This window comes from Nonomuraea marmarensis (assembly GCF_043197025.1).
Classification (GTDB): Bacteria; Actinomycetota; Actinomycetes; order Streptosporangiales; family Streptosporangiaceae; genus Nonomuraea; species Nonomuraea marmarensis.
On the sequence record NZ_JBICRM010000043.1, the window covers coordinates 1 to 18,313 of the forward strand.

Annotated in this window: 17 protein-coding genes and 1 pseudogene; 9 read left to right on the forward strand and 9 right to left on the reverse strand. The window is 69.5% G+C overall.

The window, feature by feature from the left end; translation table 11 throughout:
• Positions 1-102: pseudogene (locus ACFLIM_RS43430) on the forward strand (IS982 family transposase); the annotation flags it as partial.
• Between the two features lie 69 nt (positions 103-171).
• Here the strand turns inward: ACFLIM_RS43430 and ACFLIM_RS43435 are convergent.
• The 3 genes from ACFLIM_RS43435 to ACFLIM_RS43445 all read right to left on the reverse strand — a co-directional run bounded on the left by ACFLIM_RS43435 (position 172) and on the right by ACFLIM_RS43445 (position 4,088).
• Positions 172-1,902, reverse strand: a complete 1,731-nt coding sequence (locus ACFLIM_RS43435) for a substrate-binding domain-containing protein (RefSeq protein WP_393175431.1) — start codon at positions 1,900-1,902, stop codon at positions 172-174.
• 66 nt (positions 1,903-1,968) lie between these two features.
• Complete coding sequence (locus ACFLIM_RS43440) at positions 1,969-3,231, reverse strand: enolase C-terminal domain-like protein (RefSeq protein WP_393175433.1); 1,263 nt, start codon at positions 3,229-3,231, stop codon at positions 1,969-1,971.
• Positions 3,228-4,088 carry an NAD-dependent epimerase/dehydratase family protein gene (locus tag ACFLIM_RS43445; protein ID WP_393175435.1) on the reverse strand — a complete coding sequence of 287 codons (861 nt, stop codon included), beginning with the start codon at positions 4,086-4,088 and terminating at the stop codon, positions 3,228-3,230. Before ACFLIM_RS43445 ends, ACFLIM_RS43440 begins: the two co-directional genes overlap by 4 nt.
• 130 nt (positions 4,089-4,218) lie before the next feature.
• On the opposite strand from ACFLIM_RS43445, the gene ACFLIM_RS43450 reads away from it, so the two are divergent.
• Complete coding sequence (locus ACFLIM_RS43450; RefSeq protein ID WP_393175437.1) at positions 4,219-4,821, forward strand: VOC family protein; 603 nt, start codon at positions 4,219-4,221, stop codon at positions 4,819-4,821.
• Between the two features lie 35 nt (positions 4,822-4,856).
• Here ACFLIM_RS43450 and ACFLIM_RS43455 read toward each other — a convergent pair whose 3' ends face one another.
• Entirely contained in the window at positions 4,857-5,672 is an 816-nt protein-coding gene (locus tag ACFLIM_RS43455) for a maleylpyruvate isomerase family mycothiol-dependent enzyme (protein ID WP_393175439.1), read from the reverse strand.
• Between the two features lie 105 nt (positions 5,673-5,777).
• Positions 5,778-7,394, reverse strand: a complete 1,617-nt coding sequence (locus ACFLIM_RS43460) for an endo-1,4-beta-xylanase (RefSeq protein ID WP_393175441.1) — start codon at positions 7,392-7,394, stop codon at positions 5,778-5,780.
• A 474-nt stretch (positions 7,395-7,868) separates the two neighbouring features.
• Between ACFLIM_RS43460 and ACFLIM_RS43465 the strand changes: the two genes are divergently transcribed.
• The 5 genes from ACFLIM_RS43465 to ACFLIM_RS43485 all read left to right on the forward strand — a co-directional run bounded on the left by ACFLIM_RS43465 (position 7,869) and on the right by ACFLIM_RS43485 (position 12,197).
• Entirely contained in the window at positions 7,869-9,530 is a 1,662-nt protein-coding gene (locus ACFLIM_RS43465; protein ID WP_393175443.1) for a class I adenylate-forming enzyme family protein, read from the forward strand.
• Positions 9,531-9,572: 42 nt separating this feature from the next.
• Positions 9,573-9,701, forward strand: coding sequence for a hypothetical protein (locus tag ACFLIM_RS43470; RefSeq protein ID WP_393175445.1), 129 nt, complete (start codon positions 9,573-9,575; stop codon positions 9,699-9,701).
• 142 nt (positions 9,702-9,843) lie between these two features.
• On the forward strand, positions 9,844-10,281 hold the full coding sequence (locus ACFLIM_RS43475) for a hypothetical protein (RefSeq protein ID WP_393175447.1): 438 nt from the start codon (positions 9,844-9,846) through the stop codon (positions 10,279-10,281).
• A gap of 16 nt (positions 10,282-10,297) precedes the next feature.
• Positions 10,298-10,651, forward strand: coding sequence for a nuclear transport factor 2 family protein (locus ACFLIM_RS43480; RefSeq protein WP_393175449.1), 354 nt, complete (start codon positions 10,298-10,300; stop codon positions 10,649-10,651).
• Between the two features lie 247 nt (positions 10,652-10,898).
• Complete coding sequence (locus tag ACFLIM_RS43485) at positions 10,899-12,197, forward strand: MFS transporter (protein WP_393175451.1); 1,299 nt, start codon at positions 10,899-10,901, stop codon at positions 12,195-12,197.
• Here ACFLIM_RS43485 and ACFLIM_RS43490 read toward each other — a convergent pair.
• The gene (locus ACFLIM_RS43490; RefSeq protein WP_393175453.1) at positions 12,194-12,934 is read right to left on the reverse strand and encodes a metallophosphoesterase family protein; all 741 of its coding nucleotides are present in this window, start codon (positions 12,932-12,934) and stop codon (positions 12,194-12,196) included. The two genes, ACFLIM_RS43485 and ACFLIM_RS43490, sit on opposite strands and share 4 nt — an antisense overlap.
• Positions 12,935-13,050: 116 nt before the next feature.
• Here ACFLIM_RS43490 and ACFLIM_RS43495 point away from each other — a divergent pair, with 116 nt between their 5' ends.
• Positions 13,051-13,671 carry a Uma2 family endonuclease gene (locus ACFLIM_RS43495; protein ID WP_393175455.1) on the forward strand — a complete coding sequence of 207 codons (621 nt, stop codon included), beginning with the start codon at positions 13,051-13,053 and terminating at the stop codon, positions 13,669-13,671.
• Between the two features lie 6 nt (positions 13,672-13,677).
• On the opposite strand, the gene ACFLIM_RS43500 is transcribed toward ACFLIM_RS43495, so the two are convergent.
• The gene (locus ACFLIM_RS43500) at positions 13,678-13,911 is read right to left on the reverse strand and encodes a hypothetical protein (RefSeq protein WP_393175457.1); all 234 of its coding nucleotides are present in this window, start codon (positions 13,909-13,911) and stop codon (positions 13,678-13,680) included.
• 109 nt (positions 13,912-14,020) lie between these two features.
• Here ACFLIM_RS43500 and ACFLIM_RS43505 point away from each other — a divergent pair, with 109 nt between their 5' ends.
• Positions 14,021-14,644, forward strand: a complete 624-nt coding sequence (locus ACFLIM_RS43505; RefSeq protein WP_393175459.1) for a Uma2 family endonuclease — start codon at positions 14,021-14,023, stop codon at positions 14,642-14,644.
• 40 nt (positions 14,645-14,684) lie between these two features.
• Here the strand turns inward: ACFLIM_RS43505 and ACFLIM_RS43510 are convergent, their stop codons facing one another.
• Positions 14,685-17,240 carry a phenylalanine--tRNA ligase subunit beta gene (locus tag ACFLIM_RS43510; RefSeq protein WP_393175461.1) on the reverse strand — a complete coding sequence of 852 codons (2,556 nt, stop codon included), beginning with the start codon at positions 17,238-17,240 and terminating at the stop codon, positions 14,685-14,687.
• The gene (gene pheS / locus ACFLIM_RS43515; protein ID WP_393175581.1) at positions 17,240-18,280 is read right to left on the reverse strand and encodes a phenylalanine--tRNA ligase subunit alpha; all 1,041 of its coding nucleotides are present in this window, start codon (positions 18,278-18,280) and stop codon (positions 17,240-17,242) included. Before pheS ends, ACFLIM_RS43510 begins: the two co-directional genes overlap by 1 nt.
• Positions 18,281-18,313: the final 33 nt, after the last annotated feature.

The window sequence follows — 18,313 nt, forward strand, 5'->3', positions numbered from 1 at the left end:
ATCCGCGTCGCCCAGCGTGTCCTGGCGATGGCCGCCGCGATCTGGCACAACCACATGACCAACGCCCCGACTATCCGGTCACTGATCGCCTACGACCACTGACCGGCGATCGGACTTACTCGTCTAGGGTGAGCGACTCCAGGCGCCCTCCCCCGGCGAACTCGGATGCTGTCAGGCGGACTCGCGGCGTGCCAGCCGGGCGGGGATGATCATCTCGCTGTACGGCTCGCCCACCTTGCCTTCGAGCCGGTCGAGCAGCCTGCGCGCGCCGGCCTGCCCGATCTCCCTGGCCGGGTTGGCCATCGTGGTGAGCCGGGGCGTGACCATGCTCGCCGCCTCGATGTCGTCGAACCCCATGATCGCCACGTCCTCCGGCACCCGCAGCCCGCGCTCGATGGCGACGTCGAGCGCGCCGATGGCCATGACGTCGTTGGCGCACAGCAGCGCGTCGGGCGGCTCGGGCAGGTCGAGCAGCCGCGCCGCCCCCACGGCGCCACCCTGGCGACTGAAGTGCGTGTGCACCACGAGCCCACCCTCCACACCGGCGCCCACGCCCGCCTCCGCCAGCGCGGCCCGGTAGCCGGCCACGCGTTCGGCGGCCGGCCCCTCCTCGGCGGGACCGCACACGAAACCGATCCGGCGATAGCCGCGTTCCCGCAGGTAGCGGGTGGCCTCCCGGGCGCCGCCCTCATCGTCGCTGTGCACGACGTCCACGCCCTGCTGGATGAGCCTGCCGCCGAGCCTGACCACCGGCATCCCCCTCTCGATGACCGGCAACAGGTCCTCGGCGTGCGTGTTGAACACCGCGAACGCCAGCCCGTCGACCTGCCGGGCGATCATCTGCTCCAGCGCGGCCCGCTCCAGCCGCCGCTCGCCGTCGGTGTTGCTGATGATCTGGTCGTATCCGGCGGGCCCGAGCACGTCCTGCATGCCGCGGGCGAGTGCCGGATAGAACGGGTTGGTGATGTCCGGGATCACCAGCCCGATCGTCTGGCTCCTGCTGGTCCGCAGGCTGCGCGCGAGCACGTTGGGCCGGTAGCCGAGCTCCTCGATGGCCTCCAGCACCCGGCGCCTGGTCCGCTCCGCGACCGGACGGCGCCCGTTGAGCGTGTGCGAGACGGTCGTCGCGCTCACCCCGGCCAACTCGGCCACCCGCGTGATCCCGGCCCGCTCGCCGCGCCGCCCGGCAACGCTTTCCCGAACGTCTACACCCAAGGTCGCCTGCGCCTCCGCGGCCCCTCCACCGCCTTCCGCCGCCCGTTCGGCGGCCCCGCGTACGTGCTCACCCCTGGTCAAGCCGGGAAATCCCTGGCCGAGTACGGCGAGCGCTTCGTCGAGAGCCCGAGCCCCCTGGTCGAGGGCGTCCTCGGGCGGCGTGCCCGTGGCCATGCGCGTCAGGACCGTCTCCCACACCTCACGCACGGGGCTCAGCACGACGGCCGCCAGGATCCCCGGCGTGACCCGGCCCGGTCCGCGGTCGCGGGCGAGCACACCGGCCAGCGCCCGCTCCTGCGCGGCGAACATCTCCCGCCCGAACGCCCGCAGCGCCGGACTGCCGTGATAGACCCGCGCCCGTTCCACCAGCGCGGCCGGGTCGGCCACGGCGGCGGGCAACAGAGTGCGCAGGACGCCCACCACCGACTCCCCGGCCACCCGCCCGCTCACCACCTCGGACGGCACTCCGGCCAGCAGCGGCTCATCCTCGAAGAAGAGCTGCTCCTTGGCGGGAAAATAGTTGAACACGGTCTTGGCGGACACGTCGGCCGCCTCGGCCACCTCGACCACCGTCACGGCGTCGAACCCGCGCTCATCGAAGAGCCGCCGCGCCGCGGCGACGATCGCGCGCCGGGTCTCCGCCTTCTTCCGCTCCCGCCTGGCGGGGACCCGCTCACCAGAGGCCATGGCCAGATCTTACATTGACCCGATCCTTACGTTGACTATAATTTACCGTCACTGAACGAACAGCGGCTAAGGCGCCTCCAGACCGCCGTCGGGCCGCCGCACCCGGACGGCCCACCGCTCATGCAGATGCGTCTCCGGCGGATACCGGACGGCCAACGCCTCATCCAGCTCGATCCCCCACCCGGGCGCGTCGTTCGGATAGAGATACCCGTCGCGCGGCTGCAGGGTGCCGGGAAAGACCTCGTGCACGGCGTCCCCGTACACGTGCCCCTCCTGGATCTGGAAGGCGGGCGTGGTCACGTCGAGCGCCACGTTGGCGGCCGCGCCGACGGGCGAGACGTCGGCGGGAGAGTGCCACGCCGTCCCCACACCCGACAACTCACACAAAGCGACCAGCTTGCGCGCGGGCGTCAGCCCGCCGACGGCCGACACGTGCAGCCGCAGCAGGTCCACCCCGCCCTCGCGGACCAGCCTGGCCGCGTCGGCGACGGAGCCGAGCTGCTCGCCCGCCGCGATCGGCATCGGCGCGGCCTCCCGCACCTCGGGCAGCCGATCGTAGAACTCCGGCGCGATCGGATCCTCCAGAAAGAACAGCCGGTACGGCTCCAGCCGCCGCGCCAGCGCCACGGCCTGCTTGGGGCTGAGCCGGGAGTGCACGTCGTGCATGAGCCCGGGCTCCTCGCCCAGCTCGCTCCTGGCCCGCTCGAAGAGCGCGGGGGTGTCGCGCAGATAACGCTGTACGTCCCACCCGTCCGGGTACGGCTGCCCCGGATACCCGCCGGCCGACCCCGGCGCCCCGTAATGCCCCAGACCCGGCGCCCCCACCTGCAACCGGACATGCCGGTACCCGAGCGCCAGGATCTCCCGGGCCGTCTCGATCGTCTCCTCGGCCGTGGCCCCGCCGGCATGCAGGTACGTGTCGGCCGCGGCCCGCACCCGCCCGCCGAGCAGCTCGTACACGGGCATGCCCGCCCGCTTGCCCGCGATGTCCCACAGCGCCTGGTCGATCCCGGACAAGGCGTTGTTCAGCACGGGCCCGTTACGCCAGTAGGAGGAGAAATGCACCATCCGGGTGATGTCCTCGATGTCGGCCGGGTGACGGCCGATCAGCATCGGGCCCACGTGCTCGTCCACGGTGACGGCCACCGCCATGAACCGCTGGGTGAACGTGGCGCAGCCGATGCCGTACAGGCCGGGTTCGCTGGTGTCGACCCGCACCACCACGAGCGGCACCCCTTCGGGAGCGGTCACGACGGCCCGCACCCCGGTGATCCGCAGCCCGTCCCGCCCCGGCCACGGCGCCTGCGTCTCCGGCATCGTGCCGCTCACGAGGCGGCGCCCATGGTGTGCCGGGCGGCGAAGCCCAGCAGGCGTTCGGCGGCGCCGAGGTCGATGGGCACCGTCCTGCCCGGCAACGCGCCCCGCCGTTCGCTCCCCGGATGGAACCGGCTCAGCAGCTCCTCGGTCGGCACGGCCGACAACGTGTCCGGCGCGGCGACCGACACCACGTGATGCCCCTGGACGGGCCGGGTGACCGCGAGCCACGCGGCCCGGGCGGCGTCCCGCAAGTCCAGGTACGCCCACAACTCCCGGGCCCCGGCCGCCGGGTCCGCGGCCCACTCCTCCTCCGTACGCCGCAACTTCCCGTCCACCTCTCCCAGCCGCGGGAACCGCAGCGCCACGGTCGTCATCCCGAACCGCCGCGTCATCATCTCGGCGGTGGCCTCGTCGGCCTGCTTGGACAGCGCGTACGGATCCTCGATCTGCAACGGCAGCCGCTCGTCCACCGGCACGTACGCCGGATGCAGCGGCCGCGCGGCCCAGGCCAGCCCCAGGACCGACAGGCTGCTGGCGACCGCCGCCCGCCCGACCCCGGCCTGCCCGGCCTCCTCCAGCACCACGTAGGTGGCGCGGGCGTTCATGGAGAACACCTCCTCGGGCGGCCCCAGCACCGGCGCGGGCGTGGCGGCGAGATGGATCACGGCCTCCACTCCGTCGAGCGCGTCACGTACCACGCCGGGGTCGCACGCGGTGCCCACGACCACCCGATCCGCGCGTACCTCACCGGGATCGCGGCGGTCGAGCGCGGTCACGGCCACCTCTTCCGCCGCGAGCAGGGCGAGCACCGCCCGCCCCAGCCCGCCTGCCGCCCCGGTCACCAGCACCCGTCGAGGACGGTCGGCCATCCGGCTTCCCCCAATGCAAATCGATTTGGATCAGCTTCCGCAGCATGCCCGCGGAGGGATAGGGGTGTCAATGCTCAACGGCAGAAAGCCATGGCTTACCAGAGATAGTTGAAAGGCGTACGGTTGACGCATGGCTGCGACCCCAGACACGGTGCACTGGCGCGGCGTGCACCACCTAGCCCTGGTGACCGCGGACATGGACGCCACCGTGCGATTCTGGCACGGCGTGCTCGACGCCCGCCTCGTCACCACCCTCGCCATCCCCGCGTTCAAGCACTACTTCTTCGAGGTGGCCCCGGGTAACACCGTCGCCTTCTTCGAATACACCGACCAGCAACTCGACAGCTTCGCCAAGCCCGCCGGCGTGCCGTACGCAAAGGCGGCCCAGTTCGACCACCTGTCGCTGCACCTGCCGGACGAGGACGCGCTCCTCAGGCTGCGCGACCGGCTCAAGGCGCACGGCTGCGAGGTCACCGACGTCATCGACCACGGCTTCCTGCGCTCGATCTACTTCAGCGACCCGAACGGCATCGCGCTGGAGGCCTCCTGGTGGACCGTCGACCCGACGGGCCGCCCCGTGGACTACTCCGACGAGCGGCTGTTCGCCGACCCCGACCCGGTGCCCGCCGTACGCGAGCTGCGCGAGGCCGGCCGCCTCCACCACACGGTGGCCACGCGCCTGGTGGACGGAATCATCGAGGACCTCAGGCGCGAAGGGATCACCCTGGAGTGAGGACGATCGGGCCCGCCGAAACGGGCCCGATCAGCTCAGATCCGGAAGAACAGGTTCAGGTACCGGTCGGCGAGCGCCAGATCGCCCCTGACGGTCCCGGAGTTGCTCCGCCCGAACGTGGTGAGCACCATGCTCCCCGCGTCGAACTCGATCACCGCGGGCAACCCGTCCAGGCTCTCCTTCCGGTACGTCATCCCGCCGGAGCCCATCGAGACCCGGAAGTCACCCCCGTTGACCCCGCCCACCCGGACCCCGACCTCGAACGGCGTGAGATCCGCCCCTGCCTTGACGGTCGACTGCCACAACACGAACATGAACGGCACCAGCAGATCCGCCGCCTCCCCCGACAGCCCGTGCGCCCGGCCGCTCCCTTGGCGGATGTCCCAGGAGTGCACCGCGTAGTCCATGAGCTGCCCAGCCGCGAAGAAGTACGCGGGCAGCGGCCCCATGTAGAAGTGCGGAACGGTCAACCCGCCCCATTCGTCCTCGCCGAGGTCGCGCAGGATCGTCTGCATGCGCTCGAAGTCCGTCTTGAGCCGGTCGAGCAACTCCTTCTGCGGGACCCCGCGCAGCGCCACGGCCTGTTCGTTCACCCGGGCGCCCATCCCGGTCAGCCCGTAGGCGCCCGCCGGGTCCCCGCCGCCGCGGGCCGCGTCGAAGGCGGCGAAGTACCCTTCCGTCGTGTCGACGATGTGCGCGACCACGTCCCGCGTCGTCCAGCCCGGGCAGGCGGTCGGAGCCTCCCAGGCCTCCTCGGGTTCGGCCAGGTCGAACAGCCGCTCGGCCTCGTCCCTGACGACTCGCAGGATGGTGTCCTTTCCCGCGTACGAGGTGGCATCCCATTCGTTCATGCCGTTCACCTCCTATGGCGAACGACAGACCCGAACGGTTTAAATGTCAATATTCCCGCACGAGAGAATCCTCTGGGCGGCACGAAGCCGCCCAGAGGAGATCGATCAGGCGCAGGTGTAGCCGGAAGGCGTCTGCGTGTTCCCGTTCGGCCGGCTGACCTGGTATCCGAAGCTGGTGCTGGCGTTCGGCGCCAGGGTGCCGTTGTAGCCCATGCTCCTGGCGGTGACGGTCTGCCCGCTGACGGTCACCGCGGCGTTCCACGAGCCGCTCAGCGTGTGCCCGGCGGGCAGCGTGAACGTGACGGTCCAGCCGCTGATGCCGGAGGTGCCGGTGTTGGTGACGGTCACGGGCTGGACCACGTATCCGTTGCTCCACTGGGTCTGCACGGTGCCGGTGGCCGTGCAGCCTCCGCCGCCGCCGGGGCCGGCGATGGTGGTGAAGGTGACCAGCGGCGAGTTGGTGGACAGGTTCCCGGCTCCGTCGCGGGCCCGCACGTACACCTGGTACTGCGTGCTCGGGCTGAGCCCGGTCAGCGAGATCGAGTTGGTGCTGCTCTGCCCGAGCACCGGATCGGTGGTGCCCTGCTCGCGGTAGACGTTGTACCCGGCCAGGCCGCTCCCGCCGGCGTCGGTCGAGGCGGTCCAGGTCAGGGTGGCGGAGTTCGAGGTGACGTTGCTCGCGGCAGGCGCGCCGGGCGTGGTCGGCGGCGTGGGATCGGTGGTGGTGCCGCCCGCCAGCGCGTCGTGCACGGCGGTGTAGGAGGGCTTCTGCTGGTAGTTCTCGTTGTAGATCAGCGCCGCGCCCTGCCCGGGGAACGTGTCGGGCACCCAGGAGTACTTGTCGGTGAAGCCCCAGATCGTCACGCCCGCGCAGGCGGTGACGGCCAGGCAGGCGTTGACGACGTTGCGGTAGTAGGTGGCCTGCGTGGCGTCCTTCGTGGCGTCCCTGGGCGTCTGGATGCGCACGTCCAGCTCGGTGATCCGCACCTGGACGCCGAGGGCGGCGAAGCGCTGGAGGTTCTGCTGGAAGTCGTTCGGGAAGCCGTACTGGATGGCCAGGTGGCTCTGGAAGCCCACGCAGTCGACGGGCACGTTCTGCTGCCGCAACGACGACACCAGATTGTAGATCGCGGTGCTCTTGGCGTTGATCCCCTCGGTGTTGTAGTCGTTGATGCACAGGCGCGCGTCCGGGTCGGCGGCGCGGGCGGCGCGGAAGGCGTCGGCGATGTAGCTCTGGCCGAGCGTGTTGTACCAGAACGAGGTGCGCAGGTTGCCGCTGTCGTCGAAGACCTCGTTCACCACGTCCCAGGAGACCACGGTCGGGTTGCTGGCGTAGTGGCCGACGACCTGGCTGATGTGGTTCTGCATCGCCGTGCGCATGGCGGTGGCGCCCAGGTTCTGCACCCAGCCCGGCGTCTGGCTGTGCCACACGAGGGTGTGGCCGTGGACCTGCTGGTTGTTCTGGGTGGCGAAGTTGACGATGGCGTCGGCGCCGGAGAAGTTGAACTGGCCCTGGCTGGGCTCGGTGGAGTCCCACTTCATCGCGTTCTCGGCGGTGACCTGGCTGAACTCGGTGGCCGCCGTGTTGCGGTACGAGGTCTCGTTGGACAGCGGGCTGGTGGCGAGCGCCGTACCGATGAACTTGCCCCGGCCGGCCGCGTGCGTGCGCAGCGGCGCGGACGCGTCGGCCGAGGTGACGGGCAGGAGGAAGGCTGAGAGCATCCCCAGCAAGGTGAGGATTCTGACTAGCGACGACGAATGCACGGACATCTACCTCCGGAGGCAGGCACTCGATTCCGAAAGTTTCGATGCGGTCACGACCGCACCGCAGACGGTATTGACATGCGAGTGCACGGTCAATGCCAGCCCTCCGCGATCATTAAAACAGCAGTTGGAAGCCAGAAATTATCGGCAGAAAAATGAAACTTTCACAAGGCTTGATCGGCTCTGGCCACTCCGGAAGATTGGTACCAATCACCCTCTATGAAGGGCAGGACCGGATGACGGACGGGCTTGTACTGCCCCGGGCCGCCCGACCAGGCGGCGGTGACCGAATTGCGGGCCCGCTACGACATCCAGCAACTCTCGCCTATCGGCCTGGGCTAGAAGCCCCGTTTTGGCTGCTCTAGCGCGACGTACCTACCGGTCGGTATCGTGATTTATCCGGAATAATCGTCTACAGCGGGAGTTCGGCGCATGTCCCTTTCGCACGCCCAGGCCCAGGCCCAGCTCACCGGACCCGGCCAGCTGTTCGAGATGGAGGAGATCGGCGGCACCGGGATACGCACGTGGAAGCACGCCCCCGCCCACTTCCGCGCCCTGCTGGAGATGAGCAGGTTCCACGGCGACAAGGTCTTCCTCGTGTACGAGGACGAGCACATCACCTTCGAGGACCACTTCCGCCGCGCCGCCACCCTCGCCAACCGCCTGGTCGAGGAATACGGCGTGCACAAAGGCGACCGGGTGGCCGTGGCCATGCGCAACTACCCGGAATGGGTGGTCTCGTTCTCGGCCGTGCTGGCCGCGGGAGCCATCGCCGTACCGCTGAACGCCTGGTGGACGGAGGCCGAGCTGGCCTACGGCGTGAGCGACTCCGGCGCCAAGGTGCTGATCGCGGACGGCGAGCGCGCGGCCAGGCTGGCCTCGACCGGCGTGCCGTTGATCGTCACCAGAGGTGAGGCCCCGGAAGGGGCGCACGCGTTCGGCGACGTCATGGGCGAGATCGCGGCCGACGTCAAACTCCCGGACGTCGAGCTCTCCCCTGAGGACCCGGCCACGATCTTCTACACCTCCGGCACGACCGGCCACCCCAAGGGCGCGCTGGGCAGCCACCGCAACCTGGGCCAGTCCCCCATGACGGTCTCCTACGGGTTCCTGCGCGCACTCGCCATGGCGGGCAAGGACCTCGCGGCGGCGACGGGGACCCGCCGGATCACCCTGCTGACCGTGCCGCTGTTCCACGTCACGGGCTGCTTCTCGGCCCTGACCACCACGATGTTCACCGGCGGCGGCCTGGTGCTCATGTACAAGTGGGATCCCGAGCAGGCCCTGCGCCTGATCGAGCGGGAGCGGATCACCGCGATGATCGGCGTGCCGACCAACGCCTGGCAGCTCATGTCCCACCCCGACTTCGGCAAGTACGACCTGTCGTCCCTGACCACCCTCGGGTACGGCGGCGCCCCCGCCCCGCCCAAGCTCCTGGAGCGCATCACCGAGCACCTGCCCAACCGCGCCCCTTCCAACGGCTACGGCATGACCGAGACGAGCGCTCTGGCCATCGGCAACGGCGGCGCCGACTACCAGGCCAAGCCCGACAGCATCGGCCTGCCGACGGCCGTGGTGGACGTGCGCGTGGTGGACCCGATGGGCAACGAGCTGCCGCCGGGCGAGGTGGGCGAGCTGTGCGTACGCGGCCCGAACGTCATCATGGGCTACTGGAACAAGCCGGAGGCCACGGCGCAGACGTTCGTCGGCGGCTGGCTGCACACCGGCGACCTGGCCAAGATCGACGACGAGGGCTTCGTCTACATCGTGGACCGGGCCAAGGACATGGTGATCAGGGGCGGCGAGAACGTCTACTGCGCCGAGGTGGAGGCGGCCCTGTTCGAGCATCCGGCGGTGGACGACGCGGCGGTCATCGGCGTGCCGGACGACGTGCTGGGCGAGGAGGTGGGCGCGGTCATCCGCCTGGCGCCGGGCATGTCGGTCACGGCCGAGGAGCTGAAGTCGTTCCTGACGGGCCGGATCGCCAAGTTCAAGATCCCGGTGCACGTCTGGTTCCGCGAGGGCGAGCTGCCCCGCAACCCCGGCGGCAAGATCCTCAAGACCCACCTGCGCAGGGAGATCCTCGGCGCCTGACCGGCGCTTGATCGCGCCGCCGCGACCTCCACGGGCAAGATCGTGCTCGGGGACTCCATGATCGGCACCAAGCTGCCCGCCCTCGCGCTCAACGGCCGCGAAGGCCAGTACCAGATCCGCGTGCCCTGGTTCCCGTGGAAGGCGAGCATGACGGCGGCCAACGCCTCGTGATCATGGCCTTCCTGCCGGTGACTGTGTCCGCTGTCACATCACTCGCGTTTCCCCTGGTAGGCACCGTGTTGGAGGCCAGCCGAGGCGGTTCCTTTACCTGAGGCGTAATCGCGGGCCCTACGCCGTGGCTGACATCTTTCACATGTCAGCACGAACCACCTCGGCGAAGGAGCCCGACATGACCGCCCTGACCGTCACCACCGACCGGACGAAGTTCCTGCGCCTCGCGCTCTCCGCCGACGCCGTCGTCACCGGCGGCAACGGGCTGGTCTACCTGGCCCTCGCCGCCCCGGTGAGCTCCCTGCTCGGCCCGGAGGCCGGCGTGCTGCGCGGGATCGGCGCCTTCCTGCTCGTGTACGGCGCCGCGGTCGGCTTCCTGGCCACCCGCCGCCCGATCAGCCCGGCCGCGACCAAGGCCGTGATCGCCCTGAACATCATCTGGACCCTGGGCAGCGTCGCCGTCGTGGTCACCGGCGCGGCCGGCCTCACCACGATCGGCGCCATCTGGGCCATCGCCCAGGCCCTGGTGGTCGGCGTCTTCGCCGAACTCCAGATCACCGGCCTCCGCAAGATCCGCTAACTCAAGGAGAATGACCATGAATCTCATCGAACGCTACGTTGCCGCCTGGAACGAGACCGACGCCGACGCCCGGGCGAAGGCGGTGGCCGAACTGTGGACCGAGGACGGCACCTACACCGACCCCTTGGCCGACGTGGCCGGACACGCCGGGATCGCCGCGGTGATCGAGGGCGCGCAGGGCATGTTCCCCGGCCTGGTCTTCACCCCCGGCGAGGTGTACGACGCCCACCACCACATCGCCCGCTTCACCTGGCACCTGGGCCCGGCGGGCGAGGAGCCGGTCGCGATCGGATTCGACGTGGTGGAACTGGCCGAGGACGGCAGGATCCGCAGAGTCCTGGGCTTCCTGGACAAGGCCCCGGCAGCCTGACCCCCAAACAAGGCCCCCGGCCCCCCGGGGGCCTGCGCCGTTCCCACCCACCCAGGCACGCGCTTGGGCGGTTACCGCGCCTGTCACCCCTCGCTCCGCGCCCGACAAACATCACACCCTTCCCTCCCCAAAGGACCTCAGCCCCGGTCGGCGGGACGGCCAATTCATCTCCCTCTCCGAAAATCGACCATCCGGCCCCGAAAATGCATTTGCCTCGATCGCCACATTTGTCGGACAATCTGACCTCGTGCCCGATGGATTGAAGCGCCTTCTCCGTCACCTGCAAATCGACGTGAGCCCGCTGCGCGACTCTCGCGACTATCGCCTGCTCTTCGGGTCCGGCGTCATCACGATGTTCGGCACGTTCATCACCATGGTCGCGGTGCCGTACCAGATGAAGGAGTTGACGGACTCCTACCTCGCGGTCGGTCTGGTCAGCCTGGCGGAGTTCGTACCGATGGTGGTGTGCGGCCTGTGGGGCGGGGCGATCGCCGACGCGCTGGACCGCCGCAAGATCATCATATTCAGCGAGCTCGGCCTGCTGGTGACCTCCACGGCCCTCATGGTCAACGCGATGCTGCCGAACCCGCAGGTCTGGGTCCTGTACGTGATGGGCGCCGTCTCCACGGGCATCGCCTGCCTGCAGCGTCCGAGCCTGGAAGCCGTGTTCCAGCAGGTGGTCCGGCATGACCAGCAGGGAGCGGCGGCGGTGTTGTCGAGCATGCGGTGGAATTTCGGCGCCATCGTGGCCCCGGCTCTGGGCGGCCTGCTGGTGACGGCGTTCGGCACGGCGGTGGCGTACGGCGTCGACACGGTGACCTTCGTGCTGTCGCTGGCGCTGCTGTGGCGGATCCGGTCGTTGCCGCCCGCCGAGGACGCCGCGCCCGCGTCGCTGAAGTCGCTGGTCGAGGGCGTGCGTTACGCGGTGGGGCGCAGCGACCTGATGGGGACGTACCTGGTGGACATCGCGGCGATGGTGTTCGCGATGGCGACTGCGTTGTTCCCGTTCCTGGCCGACGAGCTGAGGGCGCCGCAGGCGCTGGGGCTGCTGTATTCGGCCGCCGCGGTGGGCGCCCTGATCGCCTCGGTCACCGGCGGCTGGGCGGCGCGCGTGCAACGCCAGGGCCTCGGCGTGATCGTCGCAGCCGCGCTGTGGGGCGTGGCGGTGGCCCTGACCGCCCTGGCCCCCAACGTCTGGCTCGTCTTCGTCTGCATCGCACTCGCCGGCGCCGCCGACATGGTCAGCGGCATCTTCCGGATGACCATGTGGAACCAGACGATCCCCCAGGAGCTCCGCGGCCGCCTGGCGGGCATCGAGCTCCTCTCGTACGCCAGCGGCCCGATGCTGGGCAACACCCGAGCCAGCCTGATGGCCAACTTCGGCGGCACCCGCTTCTCCCTCGGCGCGGGCGGCCTGCTCTGCGTCGGCGCCGTCCTGGCGCTGGGCGCCGCCCTCCCGAAATTCCGCAGGTACGACGCCAGAACGGACGAGCACGCCCTGGCCGAGAAGGCCCGCAGAGAGGCGAGCCAGCAGGCCACCGCCTAGCGTTTCTCCGCCTTGGCGAACACCCTCAACGCCTCGGCATCGGAGTAAACGCTCGTGACGAACTCGGCGATGAACTCCTCAATCCCCTCGAACGCACTCTCGGCGACCAGCCTCTCCCCCACCCGCCCCGCATCGAGCGGAGTCGACCGAAGCGTCACGCCCCCGCTGTCCCCGTCGAGCAAGGCCCACTGCGCCCCGTAGTTCCCATAGGGCATCCCAACCGACCCCGGATTGACCACCAGCACCCGATCGACCAGCCGTACAAAAGGCATATGCGTGTTACCGACCACCAGAGTGTCGGCACTCTCCCCCGCCAGCGCCTCCCCCCACCGCTCCAGCGAGCTGTCCACGAGGATCATCTCCTCATCGCTACGCGGCGTGGCATGCACGAACAACGTCCTGCCCAACCGCCCCAGCTCAAGCACCTGCCGATCGGGCAGAGCCGCCAGCAACCCGACCTGATCGTCGCGCAACCGCCCGGCCGCCCACTGGGTCACCGGATATTCGCTGACCTTCCCCCGGGCGACCTCCACCAGCTCCCTGTCGGCGTTCCCATTGACCCACAGCCCCCGCTCCCCCAGCGAGACCAGCACGTCGAGCGTCTCCACCGGCATCGGCCCCGCGGCCATGTCCCCGGTGAGCACGACCAGATCGGCCGCGGCCACGTCGGGCTCGGCCAGCACGGCTTCAAGCGCAGGCAACACCCCGTGAATGTCGGACAGCACGGCAACACGCATACCGCCACTCTGCCCCAGCCCAGCCGCGACGGGGACACTTGTTCGCAACCGACGAACGCTCCCGTGTATGCATCCGTTCACATGGCGTGAGCGAATTAGATTGGTAGCGTTGGATCATGACGGCCGAAGCGGTGATTCATGAGATGACGATTCACTCAATGCCCGACTGGGCCTTTCCACCGCCGGGGGGCTTCGTCGCAGAAGATCTCGATCACATTACGGATTTGCCTGCGCACACAGAGTTGATTGATGGAAGCTTGGTCTTCGTGAGTCCCCAGGCGTCCTTCCACATGCGTGCCTTCCACATGCGTGCCATATCGCTCCTCGAGAGCGAAGTGCGCCGTGCGGCACCGGAGGATCTCCGTGTGCGTCGCGAGATGAGCGTCATCCTCGACACCGACCAGCGTCCAGAGCCTGACCTCACAGTGATCAGGGCCGAGGCGGCAGCCGGCGGTGATGAGACTTTTTACCGGGCGAGAGACGTAGTTCTTGTCGTCGAGGTCGTCTCTCCTGAGTCCAAGAGCCGCGACCGTCGCCGCAAGCCACTACTTTACGCGGAGGCCGGCATCCCTCATTTCTGGCGGGTCGAGAACGACTCGGACAGGCCCGTGGTCTATGTCTACGCGCTGGATCCCGCCACCAGGTCCTACGTCGCCACCGGCGTCTACTACGATTCGCTGAAACTAACGGTCCCTTTCGACCTGGCCATCGACCTTACCGAGATTGACAAGTTCTGAGTCGGCTCAGCCCGATTCCCGCCACCCCTCATACCGCTCCACCAGCTCATCCACCTTCGCCAGCGCCCCCTGCTCGAGCCCTTCGACAACGACCAGCCACTGTGCGTCCTCGGCGTCGTCCTCCCCCGCAAGCGTCTCCCGCACCACCCGCGGCACCCCAAGCGCCGGAAACCACTCCCCCAGCGCCTCCGCGACCTCCTCGGCGTCATCCCGCGCACCGAACACCAGCAGCTGCCTCATGACCAGATCCTCCCGGGTTCAGCCTGCACGTCTCAACTCCGACAGCGATTCCGCTAGCGTGTATGGCCGTTCACCCGGCGTGAGCGCAATAGGTTGGTAGCGTTGGACCATGACCATGGCTGCCGAAGCGGTGATCCTTGAGATGACGCCTCATCCCTCGCTCCCCGACTGGGTCTTCCCGCCACCGCAGGGCTTCGTAGCAGAAGATCTCGATCACATTCCGGATTTGCCTGCGCACACAGAGTTGATTGATGGAAGCTTGGTCTTCGTGAGCCCACAGCGACACTTCCATCAGATGGTCATCCATCGGCTGCACAACGAGCTGGAAGACCTCGTGCCGGCAGACCACGAAGTGGTCCAGGAGATGAGCGTCAAGACAGCTCCGCAGCAGCGCCCGGAGCCCGACCTCATCGTCGTGGGGCCCAAGGCGATGATCGGGAGTGAGGTCACCTGCTTCAAGGCCGGAGACGTGGTCCTCGTTGTCGAAGTCGTCTCGCCGGACTCCGCGGTGCGCGACAAAGTGCGCAAGCCTGTACTTTACGCAGAGGCGGGGATTCGCCATTTCTGGATCATTGAAGAGCTCGACGGCAAGCCAGTCATCTTCGTCTACGAGCTCGATCCTGTCACGAAGTCCTACGTGACCACCGGCGCCTATCACGACAGGCTGAAGATCTCGGCTCCCTTCGACATCGATATCGACGTCACCAAGCTCTACCAGGCCCGAACCCGGTAAGGGCCGGCACGGCACCCACTGTACCGGCCCCTGAAACGGCTCAGGCGCTACGCAGCTGAGCCCCCACCCGGTCGGCCGCCATCGCCACCGCCGCGTCCCGGGCCGCCGTAGTCTCCTCAACCGTCAACGTACGGTCCCCGGCCCGGAACCGCATCGAGTAGGCGAGCGACTTGTTCCCCTCGCCCACCTGCGACCCCGCATAAACGTCGAACAACCGGATCGACTCCAGCAACGCCCCGGCCCCGTCACGCAGGGCGGCCTCCACATCGGCCACCGGCGTGAAGTCGGGCACGATCAACGCCACATCCTGCGTTGCCACCGGATAGGCGGACACCGGCGGGGCGTCGGCAGGCCCGGGCATGACGGCCTCCAGCCGCGACAACTCCAGCTCCATCGCCGCGGTGCGCGGCGGCAGCCCGTACGCCTCGATGACCCGCGGATGCAGCTCACCGGCATGCCCCACCAGCGTGTCGCCCGCGTAGAGGGCGGCGCACCGGCCGGGATGCCACGGCTCGTGCTGGTCGGCGCTGATCGACAACTCGACCCGCGACTCGGCCGCCACCAGCCGCGCGGCCTGCACCGCGTCGGCCCATGAGGCCTGGCGCCCGCCGCCCCACCAGCCGGACCGCTCGAACTCCCCGGTCAGCACGACCGCGACCCGCAGCGGCTGGTCGGGCAGCGCCGCCTCGATCGAGGCCAGCTCCTCGAGGGTGGGCCGCCGCTCGACCCCGAGCACCGGCGCCACCTCGGAAGCACCCTCGCGCGGCCGGTATACCGGCCCCGTCTCGAACAGCGCCACGTCCGCGAACCCACGCCCGACGTTACGCACCAGGGTCTTGAGCAGCCCCGGCAGCAGCGTCGTGCGCATCAGCGGCTCGTCCTCCGACAGCGGGTTGGCCAGCCGCATGGCACGCCGCCGCGCGTCGTCGGAGGGCAACTGCAGGTGGTCGAAGTCGGCAGGACTGATGAACGGGTAGCTGAGCACCTCGACGTAACCGCCCTCGGCCAGCGCCCGTCCGACCCGCCGCCGCAGCCGCTGCCTCTCGGTCAGCCCCGCGCCGGCCGGGGCCGACGGCAGCACTGACGGCAGGCTCTCGTAGCCCTCCAACCGGATGACCTCTTCGGCCAGGTCGTTGGGATCGGTGAGGTCGGGACGCCACGACGGCGGCGTGACCGTGATCATGTCGTCGCCGGTGACGGCCAGCTTGACCGCCAGCGCGCCGCCGGTCACCACCCCGGTCGGATCGACGCCGCCCTTGCGCACGGCCGGGTCGCTGCCGGCCGTCACGACGCAGCCGACCTGCTCCAGCCGCGAGATCACGGTCTCCTTCGAGTACGTGACACCGGCCACGGCGCTCGGGTAGCCCGACGGGATCGCGATGCGCGGCGGTGACACGTCCACCTGGGCATGCGTGACCCCGGGCTGCACGGTCGCGCCGCCCAGCTCGGCCAGCAGGCGCACGGCCCGCCACGAGGCGACGAGCGGCAGCTCCCGGTCCACGCCCCGTTCGAACCGCTTGGACGCCTCCGACACCAGCCCGTGCCTGCGCGACTCGCGCGAGATGCCGGTCGCGGAGAAGTGGGCGGCCTCGATGACGATGTCGGTGGAGACGTCGGAGATCTCGGTCTCCAGCCCGCCCATCGTGCCCGCCATCGAGATCGGCCCCGACTGGTCGGTGATCAGGATGTCGTCGGGGTCGAGCTCGCGGACCACGTGGTCGAGCGTCTCGAGCCGCTCACCGGCCGCGGCCCTGCGTACGACGATCTCCCCGGTCAGCTTCGCCCGGTCGAACGCGTGCAGCGGCTGCCCCAGCTCCAGCATCAGGTAGTTGGTGACGTCGACGGCCAGCGACACGGGGCGCATGCCGGCCCGTGAGAGGCGTACCCGCATCCAGAGCGGGCTGGGCACGGCCGGGTCGAACCCGCTGACCTCGCGCAGCACGAACCTGTCGCACGCCGTCGGGTCGGCGATCGAGGCCGGCCACGACGCGGCGGCCTCCTCGGGCGGCTCCACGTCGGCGGGATCGCGGAACTCCACCCCGAACGCCGTCGCCACCTCGCGCGCCACGCCCCTGATCGACAGCGCGTAGCCGATGTCGGGCGTGATCTCCAGCTCGATCACGTCGTCGCGCAGCCCGAGCAGCTCGACCACGTCGGTGCCGATGGGGGTGTCCGCGGGCAGCACCATGATGCCGTCGTGGTCGTCGCCCAGCCCGAGCTCACGCTCGGAGCAGATCATGCCCTCGGACAGTCGTCCGTACGTCTTGCGCGCCCCCACCTCGAACCCGCCGGGCAGCACGCCCCCGGGCAGCACGACGGGCACCCGGTCACCGGCGGCGAAGTTCACGGCCCCGCAGACGATCTCGCGCGGCGTCGCCTCGCCCACCTCGACCTTGCAGTGCCTGATCGGCTTCTTGAACCCGGTCAGCTCCTCGATCTCGAGCACCTCGCCGACCACGACGTTCTTGACGTCGTGGCCGTGCGAGGCGATCGACTCGAGCTTGAGCCCGGCCGCGGTGAGCTTGTCGGCCACCTCGTGGGCGGTGACCGCCGGGAGATCGACATACTCCCGCAGCCAGGAGAGCGGGACCTTCATCAGATCTCCATTCCGAACGGGAGCGTGAACCGCACGTCTCCCTCGACCATGTCACGCATGTCCTCGGCGTTGTGGCGGAACATCAGCGTCCGTTCGATGCCCATCCCGAACGCGAACCCGGAGTATCGCGACGGATCGACCCCGCATGCGACGAGCACGCGCGGGTTGACCATGCCGCAGCCGCCCCACTCGATCCAGCCCTCCGACTTGCAGGTGCGGCAGGGCGGGTTGCCGGGGATGGCCGAGGCGCCACGGCAGACGAAACACTTGAGGTCCATCTCGGCGGACGGCTCAGTGAACGGGAAGTAGTTGGGCCGGAACCGGGTCGTGATGCCCTTGCCGAACATCACCTCCGCGAACCGGTCGAGCGTCCCCTTGAGGTGGGCCATCGTCAGCCCCTCGTCCACGGCCAGTCCCTCGGTCTGGTGGAAGACCGGGGTGTGGGTGGCGTCGAGCTCGTCGGTGCGGAACGTCTTGCCCGGCGAGATCACGTAGACCGGCAGCTCACGCTGGAGCAGCGCGCGGATCTGCACGGGCGAGGTCTGCGTACGCAACACCATGCCCGACTCGGTGGACCCGACGAAGAACGTGTCGTGGTCGGACCGCGCCGGGTGGTCCTTGGCGATGTTGAGCGCGTCGAAGTTGAACCACTCGCCTTCGAGCTCGGGCCCCTCGGCCACCTCGTAGCCCATGGCCACGAACACGTCGACGATGTGCTCCTGCAGCGTGGTCAGCGGGTGGCGGGCGCCGCGCGACCGCCGGTCCCACGGCAGGGTGACGTCGACGGTCTCCTCGACGAGCACCCGAGCGTCGCGCTCGGCCTCCAGCTCGGCCTGCCGGGCGGCCAGCGCCTCGTTGATCGCTTTGCGCGCGCCACCGACGCGCTTGCCCGCCTCGGCGCGGGCGGCCGGCGGCAGGGCGCCGATCTCGCGGTTGGCCAGGGCGATGGGCGAGCGGTCGCCCGCGTGCGCCAGCCGGGCCTGCTTGAGTGCGTCGAGGTCGGCGGCAGACTTGATCGCCGCGAGGGCGTCGGCCTCCATGCGGGACAGCTCGTCGGCATGCAACGGTGTCAC

Bases quoted from the DNA above. Each gene is read 5' to 3' on its own strand.
- ACFLIM_RS43435 (WP_393175431.1), bottom strand. From the start codon at position 1,902: ATGGCCTCTGGTGAGCGGGTCCCCGCCAGGCGGGAGCGGAAGAAGGCG.
- ACFLIM_RS43445 (WP_393175435.1), bottom strand. From the start codon at position 4,088: ATGGCCGACCGTCCTCGACGGGTGCTGGTGACCGGGGCGGCAGGCGGG.
- ACFLIM_RS43450 (WP_393175437.1), top strand. From the start codon at position 4,219: ATGGCTGCGACCCCAGACACGGTGCACTGGCGCGGCGTGCACCACCTA.
- ACFLIM_RS43455 (WP_393175439.1), bottom strand. From the start codon at position 5,672: ATGAACGAATGGGATGCCACCTCGTACGCGGGAAAGGACACCATCCTG.
- ACFLIM_RS43460 (WP_393175441.1), bottom strand. From the start codon at position 7,394: ATGCTCTCAGCCTTCCTCCTGCCCGTCACCTCGGCCGACGCGTCCGCG.
- ACFLIM_RS43465 (WP_393175443.1), top strand. From the start codon at position 7,869: ATGTCCCTTTCGCACGCCCAGGCCCAGGCCCAGCTCACCGGACCCGGC.
- ACFLIM_RS43475 (WP_393175447.1), top strand. From the start codon at position 9,844: ATGTCAGCACGAACCACCTCGGCGAAGGAGCCCGACATGACCGCCCTG.
- ACFLIM_RS43480 (WP_393175449.1), top strand. From the start codon at position 10,298: ATGAATCTCATCGAACGCTACGTTGCCGCCTGGAACGAGACCGACGCC.
- ACFLIM_RS43490 (WP_393175453.1), bottom strand. From the start codon at position 12,934: ATGCGTGTTGCCGTGCTGTCCGACATTCACGGGGTGTTGCCTGCGCTT.
- ACFLIM_RS43495 (WP_393175455.1), top strand. From the start codon at position 13,051: ATGACGGCCGAAGCGGTGATTCATGAGATGACGATTCACTCAATGCCC.
- ACFLIM_RS43500 (WP_393175457.1), bottom strand. From the start codon at position 13,911: ATGAGGCAGCTGCTGGTGTTCGGTGCGCGGGATGACGCCGAGGAGGTC.
- ACFLIM_RS43505 (WP_393175459.1), top strand. From the start codon at position 14,021: ATGACCATGGCTGCCGAAGCGGTGATCCTTGAGATGACGCCTCATCCC.
- ACFLIM_RS43510 (WP_393175461.1), bottom strand. From the start codon at position 17,240: ATGAAGGTCCCGCTCTCCTGGCTGCGGGAGTATGTCGATCTCCCGGCG.
- pheS (WP_393175581.1), bottom strand. From the start codon at position 18,280: ATGGAGGCCGACGCCCTCGCGGCGATCAAGTCTGCCGCCGACCTCGAC.